The 14,847-nt window shown below is 53.3% G+C and carries 10 protein-coding genes, 1 tRNA gene and 1 riboswitch; of the genes, 7 read left to right on the plus strand and 4 right to left on the minus strand.

The genetic code is table 11. From position 1 onward, the window contains the following. Window positions 1-76 precede the first annotated feature (76 nt). The 4 genes from CIK92_RS01145 to CIK92_RS01160 all read left to right on the plus strand — a co-directional run bounded on the left by CIK92_RS01145 (window position 77) and on the right by CIK92_RS01160 (window position 5,746). Window positions 77-2,272 (plus strand): DUF4838 domain-containing protein, encoded by a 2,196-nt coding sequence (locus tag CIK92_RS01145; RefSeq protein WP_094387873.1) that lies wholly within the window; start codon window positions 77-79, stop codon window positions 2,270-2,272. Window positions 2,273-2,406: 134 nt separating this feature from the next. Next, window positions 2,407-2,964 (plus strand): RNA polymerase sigma-70 factor, encoded by a 558-nt coding sequence (locus tag CIK92_RS01150; RefSeq protein ID WP_254045971.1) that lies wholly within the window; start codon window positions 2,407-2,409, stop codon window positions 2,962-2,964. Between the two features lie 28 nt (window positions 2,965-2,992). Next, window positions 2,993-4,084: an SGNH/GDSL hydrolase family protein gene (locus CIK92_RS01155; protein WP_022310358.1), complete on the plus strand. Its 1,092-nt coding sequence runs from the start codon at window positions 2,993-2,995 to the stop codon at window positions 4,082-4,084. Window positions 4,085-4,099: 15 nt separating this feature from the next. Continuing rightward, complete coding sequence (locus CIK92_RS01160) at window positions 4,100-5,746, plus strand: beta-N-acetylhexosaminidase (RefSeq protein ID WP_094387874.1); 1,647 nt, start codon at window positions 4,100-4,102, stop codon at window positions 5,744-5,746. Window positions 5,747-5,823: 77 nt separating this feature from the next. On the opposite strand, the gene CIK92_RS01165 is transcribed toward CIK92_RS01160, so the two are convergent. Next, a tRNA-Arg gene (locus tag CIK92_RS01165) sits at window positions 5,824-5,895 on the minus strand. 106 nt (window positions 5,896-6,001) lie between these two features. On the opposite strand from CIK92_RS01165, the gene CIK92_RS01170 reads away from it, so the two are divergent. Together CIK92_RS01170 and CIK92_RS01175 are read left to right on the plus strand one after the other, a co-directional pair. Beyond that, the gene (locus CIK92_RS01170; RefSeq protein WP_094387875.1) at window positions 6,002-8,488 is read left to right on the plus strand and encodes a TonB-dependent receptor domain-containing protein; all 2,487 of its coding nucleotides are present in this window, start codon (window positions 6,002-6,004) and stop codon (window positions 8,486-8,488) included. Window positions 8,489-8,662: 174 nt separating this feature from the next. Beyond that, entirely contained in the window at window positions 8,663-9,436 is a 774-nt protein-coding gene (locus tag CIK92_RS01175) for a glycoside hydrolase family 16 protein (protein WP_094387876.1), read from the plus strand. A 251-nt stretch (window positions 9,437-9,687) separates the two neighbouring features. Here the strand turns inward: CIK92_RS01175 and CIK92_RS01180 are convergent, their stop codons facing one another. Continuing rightward, on the minus strand, window positions 9,688-11,115 hold the full coding sequence (locus CIK92_RS01180; protein WP_094387877.1) for a tetratricopeptide repeat protein: 1,428 nt from the start codon (window positions 11,113-11,115) through the stop codon (window positions 9,688-9,690). A gap of 54 nt (window positions 11,116-11,169) precedes the next feature. Beyond that, on the minus strand, window positions 11,170-13,260 hold the full coding sequence (locus CIK92_RS01185; protein WP_094387878.1) for a tetratricopeptide repeat protein: 2,091 nt from the start codon (window positions 13,258-13,260) through the stop codon (window positions 11,170-11,172). Window positions 13,261-13,759: 499 nt separating this feature from the next. Next, a riboswitch (SAM-I-IV-variant riboswitch) is annotated at window positions 13,760-13,861 on the plus strand. Between CIK92_RS01185 and CIK92_RS01195 the strand changes: the two genes are divergently transcribed. Further along, on the plus strand, window positions 13,861-14,550 hold the full coding sequence (locus tag CIK92_RS01195) for an N-formylglutamate amidohydrolase (protein ID WP_158214700.1): 690 nt from the start codon (window positions 13,861-13,863) through the stop codon (window positions 14,548-14,550). Its footprint overlaps the riboswitch before it by 1 nt. A gap of 71 nt (window positions 14,551-14,621) precedes the next feature. On the opposite strand, the gene CIK92_RS01200 is transcribed toward CIK92_RS01195, so the two are convergent. Next, a complete protein-coding gene (locus CIK92_RS01200; RefSeq protein WP_144289288.1) occupies window positions 14,622-14,846 on the minus strand; it encodes a hypothetical protein in 225 nt (74 codons plus the stop codon). Window position 14,847: the final 1 nt, after the last annotated feature.

Here is a 14,847-nt window from a genome sequence, read left to right on the forward strand (position 1 = left end):
TGCCTGTGCCACTCAAAATGAGTACCTTTGTAAACCAATACAAAGGTATAGCTATTAACAATCTAAACAACAGACAATGAAAATGTATCGCAGACTGGGTCTGCTGGCGGCACTGGTAATGATGACGTCGGCAGCCTTTGCACAGATGACCCTGGTGAGCAAGGGTAAGGCCAAGGCGTATATCGTGCTGGCCGAAGACAACAGTGTTAACCGCGAAGCAGCCGACATGCTGGCGCGGTTTGTCAACAAGATTTCAGGAGCACAGCTGGAGATAGCTCCCACCAAGGCCAAAGGTGGCGCCATCGTGATAGGCGAAGCCGCAGCCACTCCCGCCGAGGACGGCTTTGAGCTCGTCTGCAAAAACGGCGCGCTGCACATCAAGACCGGTGGCGGCAAGGGTGCCGTCTATGGCGTGGTGACGCTGCTGGAGCGCTATATGGGCGTAAGCTACTATGCCTACAAGGCCTACACGCTCACCCCTTCGGCCAACATCGAGTTGCCCGAAATCGAGATGAGCGACAAGCCCGCCTTCCGTTTCCGCCAGACCCACAGCTACGGCTGTCAAGACCCCGACTTTGAGCGCTGGTTCCGTCTGGAGAACAGTCAGGACGAGTTTGCAGGCAATCTGTGGGTACATACTTTCAACCGCATTCTCCCCTCGTCGGTCTATGGCGAGAAGCACCCCGAATACTATTCGTTCATCAACGGCAAGCGCCGCCCTGGAAGCCACAGCCAGTGGTGTCTCTCCAATCCTGAGGTCTACGAGCTGGCGGTGCAGAAGATAGACTCTATCTTCAAGGCCAACCCCGGCATGAAGATGATTAGCGTAAGCCAGAACGACGGCAACAACACCCAATGCCACTGCGAGGCCTGCGCCAAGATAGAGGAGTACGAGGGTGCCCCCTCGGGCAATCTTATCCGCTTTGTCAACAAGCTCGCCAAGCGCTTCCCCGACAAGCAGTTCTCTACCCTCGCCTACCTGTACAGCATGCACCCACCCAAGCATGTAAAACCGCTGCCCAACGTCAACATCATGCTCTGCGACATAGACTGCAAGCGCGAGGTGCCTCTGACCGACAACGAGTCGGGCCGCGACTTCATGCGGGCGCTCGAGGGCTGGAGCAAAATCAGCAACAACATCTTCGTATGGGACTACGGCATCAACTTTGACAACATGGTGGCTCCTTTCCCCAACTTCCACATCATCCAGAAGAACATACAGCTCTTCAAGGAGCACCACGCTACCATGATATTCGAGCAAATCAACGGCGGGCGCCAGCGCGGTACCGACTTCGGCGAGATGCGTGCCTACATGATAGCCAAACTCATGTGGGACCCCTATCAGAACGCCGACTCGCTGATGCGCACATTCATGAAGGGATACTATGGCGCAGCTGCACCTTATATATATAAGTACCAGATGATGCTCACCGGAGCGTTGCTGTCATCGTCGACACCGCTGTGGATATATGACTCACCCATATCCCACAAGAACGGCATGCTCAACGACCGTCTGATGAAGGTCTATGCCGAGATTTTCGACCAGGCCGAGGCTGCCGTGGCCGGCGACAGCACCCTGCTTGCCCGTGTCCAGACCGCTCGTCTGCCTCTGCGCTACAGCGAGCTGGAGATAACCCGCACCAAGAACGGTCAGGACGCCGAAGCCACCAGCCGCAAGCTCGAGATATTCCGTGAGCAGTGTGCCAAGTACGGCATCACCAGCCTCAACGAGCGCAACAACCGCTACGACGACTACTGCGACCTCTACAAGAAGCGTTTCCTGCCCCACCCAGACACCAACAAGGCTTCCGGCGCCAAGGTGATATGGCACAGCGCTCCCGACAAGGCCTACCAGCCCATCGCCGACAAGGCCCTGACCGACGGACTCTATGGCGGCACTACCTTTGTGGAAAGCTGGGTAGGATGGGAAGGCCGCGACGCCGACTTCGTGCTCGACATGGGCGAGGCCAAGACCTTCAGCACCGTCACCACCGACTTCCTGCAGCAGCTGGGCGCATGGGTATTGCTGCCCAAGAGCATCAGCTACTCGTACTCGATGGACAACAAGACCTTTACCGACATGGGCCGCATCGACTTTGCCGAAGACAAAGACATACAGGTCAAGTTTATCCCCGGCACCGTGACCGCCGCCCAGCCCGTAACCGCCCGCTATGTGCGCGTCAAGATTGAGACCATCGGCGTATGTCCTCCCTGGCACTACGGAGTGGGCTACCCGGCATGGTTCTTTATCGACGAGGTTGTCGTAGAGTAAAAACTATAGCACCCAACATAAAATAACCGCCGACAGTGGCCGATATACAAAATTATTGTTGTATATTTGCATGCTGCTTCGGCGGTTATTTTGTATACACGATGGACTATTCGGAGAAATTGGTAGTAAACGGTTTGCGCAAAGGAGATACAAAGGCTTTCAAGTATCTCTATGATACCCACTATCAGGTGCTTTGCCACTTTGCCAGCCGCTATCTGCGCGACGACTATCTCGCTGAGTCGGTGGTGGGCGACGTGATGTTCCATCTCTGGGAAAACCACGAGCGCATAGAGGTCGAAGTGTCGCTGCGCAGTTATCTTATCCGCTGCGTGCGCAACAGTTGTCTCGACCATCTGCGCAAGAACCGCGAGAAATACGAAATCGCCACCGAGGCCATTCCCCCTTCTTCAGACAAAACCATGGTGACGGGCAACGGCGAACAGCCGCTGGGCCAGCTGCTGGACAAGGAGCTGGCAGAGAAGCTGGACGAAGCCATAGCCGCCCTGCCCTTAGAATGTCGCACGGTGTTTGAGCTGAGTCGCTTTGCCGGCAAGAAGCATGCCGAGATAGCCCTCGAACTGGGCATATCGGTCAACACGGTGAAGTATCACATCAAGCACGCCCTGCAGATGCTCAACGAGCGGCTGGGGCGCTACATCGTGATGGCACTCTCGCTCCTGAGCATACAGTAATCAATCACAACATAAAGCAAGAAACCACATGAAAAGACATGGACTATTATTGTGCCTGCTGGTGCTGATGCTCCAGGCCATGGCACAGAAGACAGACTACACCCGACTCATCACCCAGGGCGTGACCTATACCGGACGCACCCTCGCCCATGCTGACGGCAGCGTCAGCTTCGACTGGATAGGCGTATATGCGCAGACCGACTTCACCGGCGGCACCATCGCCGTAGACATGAGCAGCACCCGTCCCTGCTACTTCAACGTATTCATCGACGGAGAGTGGACCCAGAAGATATTTGCCGACAGTCTGAGCCACCAGCGCATCGTGCTGGCAGAGAAGTTGGGCAAGGGTACCCACCGTCTGCGTCTGCAGCGTGCCTGCGAGGGCAACGGCATCACCACCATCCACGGTTTCTACGGTGCCAAAGGTGCGCGGCTCAAGGCCGTGGAGCGCAAGAGCCGCATGATAGAAATCTTCGGCGACAGCTACACCTGCGGTTACGGCTCTGACTCGCCCACGCAGAACGAGCACTTCAAGATAGAGACCGAGAACGTGGACCACGCCTACGGCTGCCTCATAGCCCGCTACTTCGACACCGACTATGCCATCCAGGCACACTCGGGACAGGGCATGGTGCGCAACTACGGCGACAAGAAGCAGCGCTCTGACTACAGCATGCTGGACCGCCACACCAAGGTGTATGACAACGACAAGACGGTGGAATATGACTTCAAGGCATACCGCCCCGACATCGTGCTCATCAATCTCGGCACCAACGACTTCTCGCGTGAGGTCACTCCCACTCCCGACCAGTATGTGGGCAACTATGTCAAGATGATCAAGAGTCTGCGCAGCCACTACGGCAACGTGCCCATACTCTGCATCATGCCCCACTCTGCCCGCAAATATCTGCAGGCTTGCTTCCCCATCCTGCGCGAGCGCTGCTATGACGACAAGCAGGTCTACTTTGCCGAACCCATGCTCGAGGTGCTGCGCGACGGACGCGACTATGGCGCCGACGGCCACCCCAACTACCAGGGCCATCGCAAGATAGCCATGAAGTTGATACCGCAGATAAGCCGTATCATGGACTGGAAGATGGAAGACAAAATCGTAAAATAACCAAACTACAGTATAATGAGAAAAGTAATGATGACACTGGCCTTGGCGCTGGGCCTCACTGCCGCAGCCGCCAATGCCGACTATAGGGTAGTACCGCTGCCAAGAGAGATTGCCGCAACCAAGGGCGGCGCGTACAGGCTGAACGGCGAGACCCGTATAGTGTATCTGGGCGACGCCGACATGGCGCGCAACGCCACATTCCTGGCAGAGTATATCGCTGAGAAGACAGGAATGAAACTCACCACCGCCGTGGCCGACAAGAAAAACCAGCGCGGCAACATCGTGCTGCGCACCGACGCCAAGATGAAGGAGGCCGAAGGCTACCGCATCGAGGTATCTGCCCGTGGCATCACCATCAGCGGCGCCACAGCCCAGGGCGTCTTCTACGGCATACAGACCCTGCGCAAGAGTCTGCCCGTGCTCACCCAGACCGAAGAGGTGACTCTGCCCGCCGTGGTCATCAACGACGCACCCCGCTTCGCCTATCGCGGCATGCACCTCGACTGCTCGCGCCACTTCTTCTCTGCCGACTTTGTCAAGCAGTATATTGATATGCTGGCGCTGCACAACATGAACCGCTTCCACTGGCATCTCACCGAAGACCAGGGATGGAACATCGAAATCAAGAAGTATCCCCGTCTGACCGAGGTGGGCGCTTGGCGCAGCGGTACCACCGTGGGCCGCAACTCCGATGTAGACGACCACGTGCGCTATGGTGGCTTCTACACCCAGGAGCAGGTGCGCGACATCGTGAAGTATGCTGCCGACCGCTATATCACCATCATCCCCGAGATAGACATGCCCGGCCACATGCTGGCAGCGCTTGCCGCCTATCCCGAACTGGGCTGCACCGGCGGTCCCTATGAGGTGGGCCACTACTGGGGCGTGTACCGCGACATCCTCTGTGGCGGCAATCCCAAGACCTATCAGTTTATCAAGGACGTGCTCGACGAGGTGTGCGACCTCTTCCCCTCCGAGTACATACACATCGGCGGCGACGAGGCTCCCAAGATGCGTTGGGAGAAATGTCCCAAGTGCCAGCAGATGATCAGCGACAAGGGTATCGTGGCTGGCAACAAGCAGAGCAAGGAAGACCGTCTGCAGGGATATTTCGCTACCGAAGTGCAGAAATATCTGGCTGCTAAAGGCCGCAAGATCATAGGTTGGGACGAGCTGTTGGAGTGCAACGTAGACCAGTCGGCCACCATCATGTCATGGCGCGGAGCCGAGCCCGGCGCCCAGGCAGCCGCTCTGGGTCACGACGTCATCATGACGCCCAACAGCCACGCCTACTTCGACTACTACCAGACCGCCAACAACCACAACGAGCCTCTGCTCATCGGCGGCGACCTGCCTATAGAGAAGACCTACAGCTTTGAACCCATCCCCGAAGGCACTCCGGCAGAAGCCGGCAAGCATATCCTGGGCGTGCAGGCCAACCTGTGGAGCGAGTACATCGTGTCCGAGTCTCTGGCTGAGTATCAGGTGCTGCCCAGAATGGGTGCGCTGAGCGAGGTGCAGTGGATGGACCCCGCACAGAAGGACTTCAAGGACTTTGTGAAGCGTGTGGAGTGTCTGCGCGCCATCTATGAGCTCAAGGGCTACACCTATGCCAAGCATCTCTGGCCCGAAGAGCACCTCAAGGGTTCGCGCGAGCTGTAGCCCCACGGCCCGGAAGGGATAAAACAAGAAGAGGATGAACCCCTCCATCATGAAGGTTCATCCTCTTTTATGTGTAGTAGTCCCGCCGAGAATCGAACTCGGATCAAAGGTTTAGGAAACCTCCGTTCTATCCATTTAACTACGGGACCAACGCAACTGCAAAGGTAAGCATATTAATCAAAATATAAGAAAAAATATCGATTTTTCTTTTGACGCGTTAAACCATTGGTACGCCAAATGCATCAAATAGATTGTATGAAACGACTATACATATTATTATTGTTCGCCCTCGCCACGATGACCATCATGGCGCAGGGAGTGATGAAGGGCCGCATACTGGACAAGGCCCACAGCACCCCACTCGAATTTGTCAACATTCTGGTGGTAGCCCAGAGCGACACTACCAAAATCATCGGCAGCGCCATATCCGACGCCGACGGCAAGTTTGCCGTGCGCAACCTGAAGGAAGGCAAGTACGTGGCACAGCTGTCATACCTGGGCTACAAGTCGATAAGACGCACATTTGCCATCACGGCTGCCGCGCCCACCGTGTCGTATGCCGTGCTCTACATGGCTGAAGACGCCCACATGCTCAAGGAAGTAAAGGTGACGGGGCAGCGCGCCACGATGAAACTGGAGGTAGACCGCAAGTCGTTTGACGTGAGCCAGCTGGTATCCAATTCGGGCCAGGCTGCCTCAGACGTGCTGGACAACATCCCCTCGGTCGAAGTAGACAACGACGGCAATATCTCGCTGCGCGGCAATGAGAGCGTAGAGGTGTGGATAAACGGCAAGGCCAGCGGTCTGACCAGCGACAACCGCGCGCAGATATTGCAGCAGTTGCCCGCAGAGAGCATCGAGCGCATAGAAATCATCGACAACCCCTCGGCCAAATTCTCGGCTGAAGGTTCGGCGGGTATCATCAACATCGTGCTGAAGAAAGACCGCAAGGCAGGCTACTACGGTTCGGTAGAGGCGGGTGCCGACACCCGCGGCGGCGCTACGACGAGCTTCAACATCAATATGAACAGCGGCAAGCTGGACGCTTATCTCAACGTGGGCTACCGCCACCGCAAGAACCGCGGACACAGCCAGAGCGAGCAGTATTTCCCCCAGACCTCGCAGTATCAGCGCTATGCCGCCGACAACGACCGCATGGGCAACGGCATCTTCTCGCGGGCTGGCATCACGTGGCACGCCACCAAGAAAGACGACATTTCTCTGAGTGGTATGATTATGGACGGACGCCACAAGAACTGGTCGCTCACGCCCTACCAGTATGGCAGTACAGGCAGCAGCACCCCCGACCGCATCATGACCCGACGCACATCGGGTATAGGCAATATGGATATGCTCTACGGAGAGTTCAACTACCGCCACAACTTCACCGACAAGCACTATCTGGACTTTGTGGTGGGACTGAGCAAGTGGAAGAGCGATGACGACAATGTGTATCAGGACTCTACCGACTATATCACAGGCGATATGCCTACCGTGTATAACTACCAGTATCGCCCCATGCACATCAACAACCGCCGCTGGACGGTGAAGCTCGACTATGAGAACCCCATCAGCGAGCACGCCAAGATACAGGCGGGATATGAGGGCAACTTCTCTGAAGAGAACACGCCGCAGGAGTCGTGGGCCGACCAGAGCTGGAACGGACTCAACGCCAGCGAAGACCGCTCCTTCTACAACCGCTTCATCTACGACATGGACCTGCACGCCGTATACCTCACCGCCCAATACCAGCTTGGCAAGCTGGGCGTGATGGGTGGTCTGCGCGGCGAATACTGGCACGTGAACACGGAGAGCTATACCTGGGAGCAGGAGCGCGACCCGTCGAAGCGCGACAAGGCCTTTGACAAGGACTACTTCCAGCTCTTCCCCAGCATCTTCATGAGCTATCAGCTGACAGACAACGACCAGCTGCAGCTCAACTACACGCGTCGTTTGCGCCGTCCTTGGGGCGGACAGCTCAACTCGTTCCGCGACACGCGCGACGCCACCTCCATCTCGTTCGGTAACCCCGAGCTTACGCCTGAGTTCTCCAACTCGTTCTCGTTCAACTATCTGCGCACCTGGACCGAGCACTCGTTGCTGGTAAGCGCCTACTACCGTCCGACGACCGACGTGATGCAGCGCGTCAACTGGCACGACGCCGCCACTGGCATCATGTACCAGACCACCAAGAACGTGGCTAAGAGCCAGAGCGAGGGTATCGAGGCGACGCTGAAGAATAAGTTGTTCCGCATACTGGACCTCACCACCAACATCAACGCCTACTACTACAAGCTCAACGGATTCAGCTACGTGATAGACGACCAGACCATCACCGGCGAGGGCAATTCCAGCTTCACATGGAACGCGCGTATGCAGGCAAGCCTCATCCTGCCCTACGACATCTCGGTACAGCTCGGCGGACGCTATCGTTCGCGACAGGTCATCACCCAGGGCTACCGCAAGGGCAACTACAATGTAGACTTCGGAGTGCGCAAGAACTTCATGAACCGCAAGTTTACCGTGTCGCTCAACTGCCGCGATGTGTTCAACACACGCAAGTGGGAGACATTCACATCGAGCGAGTCGTTCACCCGCCATCAGATCAACAAGTGGGGCGGTCGCAAGGTCAACCTCACGGTGACCTACAACTTCGGCAACACCAAGAAGAAGCCGCAGCGCCAGCAGGGTATGGACGGCATGAATCCCTCTGAACAGTATTCGGGCGGAGAGGAAATGTAACAAGACACATTCTTTTATAAATAAGCGTTAATTAGGTTAGAAAGGGCTTGACTCCAGGCGTGGAGCTCCAGGCCCTTTCATTGTTGTGGGCCATCGGGGAACAGATAAATGGCGGCAAAAGGCGGTAGAAGAATTAAATGTTATACCTTTGTAGCTGTCTAAACAAAACCTATTATGAAGATTACTACAACCATCGCCGCACTGCTGTTATGCACTGCCGCACTCGCATCAACGCCACACAAGTACCGGCTCGTATGGCAAGACCATTTTGACGGTATCACCTATGACAACCTCTCGTGGTCGAAGATTCCACGTGGCAATGCCGACTGGAAACGCCACATGTCGGACGCCGACTCGCTCTACGCCGTGCACGACGGCAGACTGGTGCTGCGTGGCGCCGTCAACACCCATCGCGACGCCGACACAGCCCGCTATGTCACTGGCGGACTCTACACCAAGCACAAGCGTACCATCAGGCACGGCAAGGTAGAAGTACGCGCAAAGTTTGGCAGCGCACAGGGAGCCTGGCCCGCAATATGGATGCTGCCCGATGCTGAGATAAAATGGCCCGAGGGCGGAGAGATAGACATCATGGAACATCTCAACCACGACACCATAGCCTATCAGACCATACATACCTACTACACCCACGTGCTCAAGAAAGACCAGAATCCGCCCCACGGCTCGACGCTGCCCATAGACCGCGACGGATTCAACACCTATGCCGTAGAGATACTGCCCGACTCCATTATCCTGTCTATCAATGGCAAGACATCGCTGGTCTACCCCAAGATAGAGACCACCGACAAGGGCCAGTTCCCATTCGGCACACCCTGTTACCTGCTCGTAGACATGCAGATTGAGGGCTCATGGGTAGGCAAGGCAGACCCCAAGCTGCTGCCCGTAGAGATGGAGATAGACTGGGTGAAATTTTATGAGTTGGAGTGAGGTGCGCCCCGACAGACTGATTGAGCAGAGAGCGGCAGTATCGTTGCCCTCTGCAAACTGCAACGCGAAGAACCAAACAGCCCGAAGACCGGCAAGACCGGACTTCGGGCTTTGTCTTTGTCTTTGGCTATCCTTGGTGACTGCCGCAGGATATATACCATTTGCGCCACCCTATACAGCGTGACGCAAAACGGACAATAGCCACTTAATGGTTTGCAGACACTTACTTCCAAAGTTGTGATGCCGCGTGGCTATTCTATACCCAAGCGTTCACGTATCGCCGCTGCAGCGTTATACATCTCTTCGCTTTCCGCGAGCCGTTGGGTTTCATTGTACAGAATAGCCAAGTTGTTATATGAACGAGCCAAGGCCGGCCCATATACCTGCAGATCATCCTCTGCCAAGTGTTCCCGTATGGCGATTGCCGACTTGTACATCGCTTCGCTTTCATCGTAACGCTGGGTATCGCGATATAGAATGGCCAAGTTGTAATATGACTCAGCCAAGGCCGGCTCGTATGCTTGTGGATTTACCTTTGCCAAACGTTCATATATCGCCAATGCCGACTTGTACATCGTTTCGCTTTCATGATAACGCCGGATATAGTAATACAGAACAGCCATGTTGTGATATGTATCTGCCAAGTCCGACTCGTATACCTGAGGATTTACCTTTGCCAAGCGTTCACGTATCGCCAATGCCGACTTGTACATCGTTTCACTTTCATCGTAAAACTTGGCCTTTTTATATAGAGCAGCCAGGTCGTAATATGAATCCGCCAAGTCCGGCTCATATACCTGTGGATTTGCCTTTGCCAGACGTTTACGTATCGCTATTGCTGACCTGTACATTGCTTCGCTTACAAGGAAACACTGGAGCTGTTTATTTAGAGCAGCCAGGTTATGATATATATCAGCCAAGTCCGGCTCGTATGTCTGCGGTTTTGCCTTTGCCAAGCGTTCATATATCGCTATTGCTGACCTGTACATCGCTTCGCTTTTATGAAACCGTTGGGTCTTGTAATACAGAACGGCCAGGTTGTTATACGAATTCGCCAAGTCCGGCTCGTATGTATGTGGATTTGCCTTTGCCAAGCGTTCACGTATAGCTATTGCCGACTTGTACATCGCTTCGCTTTCATCGTAACGTTGGGTATTGTAATATAGAACGGCCATATTGTTATACGAATCAGCCAAGTCCGGCTCGTATGCCTGAGGATTTTCCTTTGCCAAGCGTTCACGTATAGCCAATGCCGACTTGTACACCGCTTCGCTTTCATCGTAACGCTGGGTATTGTAATATAGAACGGCCATATTGTTATACGAATCAGCCAAGTCCGGCTCGTATGCCTGAGGATTTTCCTTTGCCAAGCGTTCACGTATAGCCAATGCCGTCTTGTACACCGCTTCGCTTTCATCGTAACGCTGGGTATTGTAATATAGAACGGTCATATTGTTATACGAATCAGCCAAGTCCGGCTCGTATGCCTGAGGATTTGCCTTCGCCAAGCGTTCATATATCGTCAATGCCGACTTGTGCATAGATTCGCTTTCCTGGAACCGCTGCGTATCGCTATATAAAAGTGCCAGGTTGTTATATGAATCAGCCAAGGCCGGCTCGTATGCCTGCGGACTTGCCTTTGCCAAGCGTTCACGTATAGCTATTGCCGATTTGTGCATAGATTCACTTTCCTCGAACCGCTGGGTATTGCTATATACGATATCCAGGTTCTTCTATGTAGCTGCCAAGTCCGGCTCGTATGCCGGCGGATTGGCTTTTGCCAAGCGTTCACGTATCGCCAATGCAGACTTGTACATCGCCTCGCTTTCCTGGAACCGCTGGGTATCGCTATATAGACTACCCAAGTTATTATATGAACGAGCCAAGTCTGGCTCGTATGCCTGCGGACTTGCCTTTGCCAAGCGTTCACGTATAGCCAATGCCGACTTGTACATCGCTTCGCTTTCCTGGAACCGTTGAGTATCTCTATATAGACTTGCCAAGCTGGCATACGAACGAGCCAAGGCTGGCTCGTATGCTTGTGGATTTACCTTTGCCAAACGTTCACGTATCGCCAATGCCGACCTGTATACCGCTTCGCTTTCCTTGATGCGTTGAGTATCGAGATATAGGCTTGCCAAGTTGTTATATGATATAGCCAAATCTGGCTCGTATGCCTGAGGATTTACCTTTGCCAAGCGTTCACGTATGTCTATTGCCGACTTGTACTTCGCTTCGCTTTCATCGTAACGCTGAGTATCGCAATATAAAACAGCCAAGTTGTTATATGAACCTGCCAAGGCCGGCTCGTATGCCTGAGGATTTTCCTTTGCCAAACGTTCACGTATAGCCAATGCCGACTTGTACATCGCTTCGCTTTCCTGAAACCGTTGGGTGGCGCCATATAGAACTGCCAAGTTGTTATATGATTGTGCTAAGTTTGATGCATACTCCTGTGGATTTTCCTTTGCCAGACGTTCGCGTATCACCAATACCGCTAAGTAGATCTCTTCGCTTTCTTGGAACCGTTGGGTCTTGTAATATAGATTAGCCAAGTTGTTATACGAACGAGCCAAGTCTGACTCATACATCTCGGGGTGGTCGCGACACAACTCTGCCCTGATAGACACACTCTCTTCGATATATGCTTCGCACTTGGAGAATTGGTTATTAGCAGACAAAAAACAGTAATAATCATTCAACTGGCCAGCAAGCTCTGCCTTGGGCAAATGTTTACGCGTCAGTTCTATCGCCCGTTCGTAGGCATTGCAGGCGAGTGAGAATCTATCGGCATTGTCTAAGTCCAGCATCAAGGCTTTGGCTCGCAGGATGTATTCTTCGACCTGTGCTTGGATGGTCTGTATACCTTTTTCTATCAGATCATTGCCGCTCTGCACCAGTTGACGGCCTCGGGCTATCTCCAGTTCTGCCTGCTTGGCTTCAGAAACCATGTCTTCCTCGTTGAGGACATTGATGACACCCTTGATGTTGCCCTGCTCAAACATCTCGATGGCAAGACGCTTGCGTTCGCTCATGGGGCTATTGCTGCTGATTGACTTGTTTACCTGGAAGGCCATGTCAAGCAACTGCTTCTCCATATTGATGATTTGCTCATGACATTTCTGTCGGTCTATGACCTTTTCTCTGAGCAGGTCGTGGGTGTCGTCTATTCCCAATGCGCGCAGTTGGGTGATGTCCTTGTCGAGCTGGGCGTATTTCTCCTTCAGACTGCAGTACTCGGGATTGGCTGCCGCAAAAGGCAGATTGGTATAGTCGGCTATCTTGATGCCCTGCAGCGTGACATTACCCTCTTCCACCTTCAACTGGCTGCTGTCGCCTGCAGACAGCCCCATGTCAGGTATGAGACGCTCAAGCTGCATGACAAAATGGAGATTCATGCTGTCATCACAGGCATAGTTGCACCAATAATGGCCAATGCTCTTGAAGAGTTGGTCCTTGAACGCCTTGAGTTCGTCGGTTTCGACCTCACCTTCTACAAGAGCGCGTATATAAACGAAGGTCTTGGGATGACTGTGATTGGTTCTGTATTCATCCAGAGCCTGTTCAAACTCCTCAATAGTATACTGTCCAGCCTCTTTATGGAACATACAGATGCACATATCGCAGGAGCGTACGGTCTTATTGTAGACATCCTGCGTTCTTTCACCTGTGCAATAAGCGGGGAAGTCCTCCCATCTGCGGCATTTGATGCGGATACCCCGTGGCTCGTATATGTCGTCAAGTTTGGCTATCAAAGCCTGGAAACTATTGCGGTCGTAATTCAACTCATTGCTCGAGGCAAGAAAAACGGTAATAGTCTTCATGTATCAATTCCTGTTTAGTCGATGTAAATATAGGTGGTAGACGATTATGATGTCGGCGGAAACCACCGTAAGGCATATATGTTTACTGTCAATAGCCTACGGACGGCAAACGCCGACGACAAAGATAGTGATATTTTCTATATTGCGGCTGAAATCGGCAAAGAAATTGACGCGCGCATGACAAATTTCATCAGAACGGGCCATTCTGGGCACAAATGGCGACACGAAATAGCCGATTAAAAGGCTGAAACAATGGTTGCAGATATGTATTCACATAATTCACGATTTGATTATCAGAAATAGACGCATCAGGAGCAGGTATGTGTATGCCTCAGAAATATGCGTTGTACGATAATGAGTTTATGGGAAAACGATGCAGGTGCGAAATGCCCGCGGGCGGCTGGTCAATGGATTGCTCACGATACGAAAGCAAGCCGCTTCATCAAATTCTTCGATTTATTTGCTGTGCAATGGATATTATTATGTAACTTTGCAACCGATATAGCATCTGCAGAGTTACCCTTTGGGTACGCCAACCGAGCTGTCAGCCACGGTGGTCCAGTTTGGATGCGAATTGTAGGACAATTAAAACTGACAAAGATGTACGAACACATTGTACTGAATGAGCCGCACGCCTCTATGGAGGGTCTGTATGACGCGGAAAAGAGTTTCTGGAATATCGATGCCGATTTTCTGAACAATGTAGTAATCAAGTGGACCGACTGGCATACGGACTATCTCTTCCACGGATTGCAGGATAGCCGCATTAGGACTGTGCGCTTTCCCTACTCCCGATTTATCGTTGACGCCGAGAGACTCTGGAACGACCCCATGGAAAGCATCGGGCAAGGTATCGTCTACAAAGAGTTTGAGGATTATAGGCGCGCCATCCCCTCTGACCAGGAACAGCATCTCCTGAATCTGTGGCACTGGCATCAAGAGCGCCTCAGCCATGCGCTGCAAGAAGGCGCGCTGCTTCTCGATTGTCATTCATTCCCTGATGACTTGAGCGATGTGGACATCTGCATCGGCTACAACGAAGACTGGTCGAAGCCATCTGATGACATTATAGATATGGCTGTCAACCATTTTATGGACAGGGGGTACAAGGTGGGCGTAAACTACCCATACAGCAACTCGGAGACTCCCGATTGCGACTTCGGCTATCACTCACTGATGCTGGAGGTAAACAAGAAAACGTATCTCAAACCTGGCTCCATCCTCCTGCAAGACGATGGCCTGAGAGATGACATTACTGCCTTCCAGCAACGACTGCTGATGGGCAGTTGACAAAAGAACAGCCGCCTCTGTCATTGTGACAAAGGCGGCTGTATCTTTAGTGAGTATTGGCGGTGACGCGGTTACATCAGGATGCTCTTCAACACACCCAACCCTTTCTTCAAGCCACCGCTCTTCTTCTGAGATTTGGCACGAGCGTTCTTCACCTTTTGTCTGGTGTTAGATAAACTGGGGGCGTTTCTACGCACGGGGTGCAGATATCCAGACTCGAAATAGAGGTGCTGACCGGTATACTTATCCTTCACCGCGGTAGAGCCGTTGTTGCCCTTCATGCGATATACCCACACA

This window comes from Prevotella sp. P4-67, assembly GCF_002251325.1.
Taxonomy (GTDB): domain Bacteria; phylum Bacteroidota; class Bacteroidia; order Bacteroidales; family Bacteroidaceae; genus Prevotella.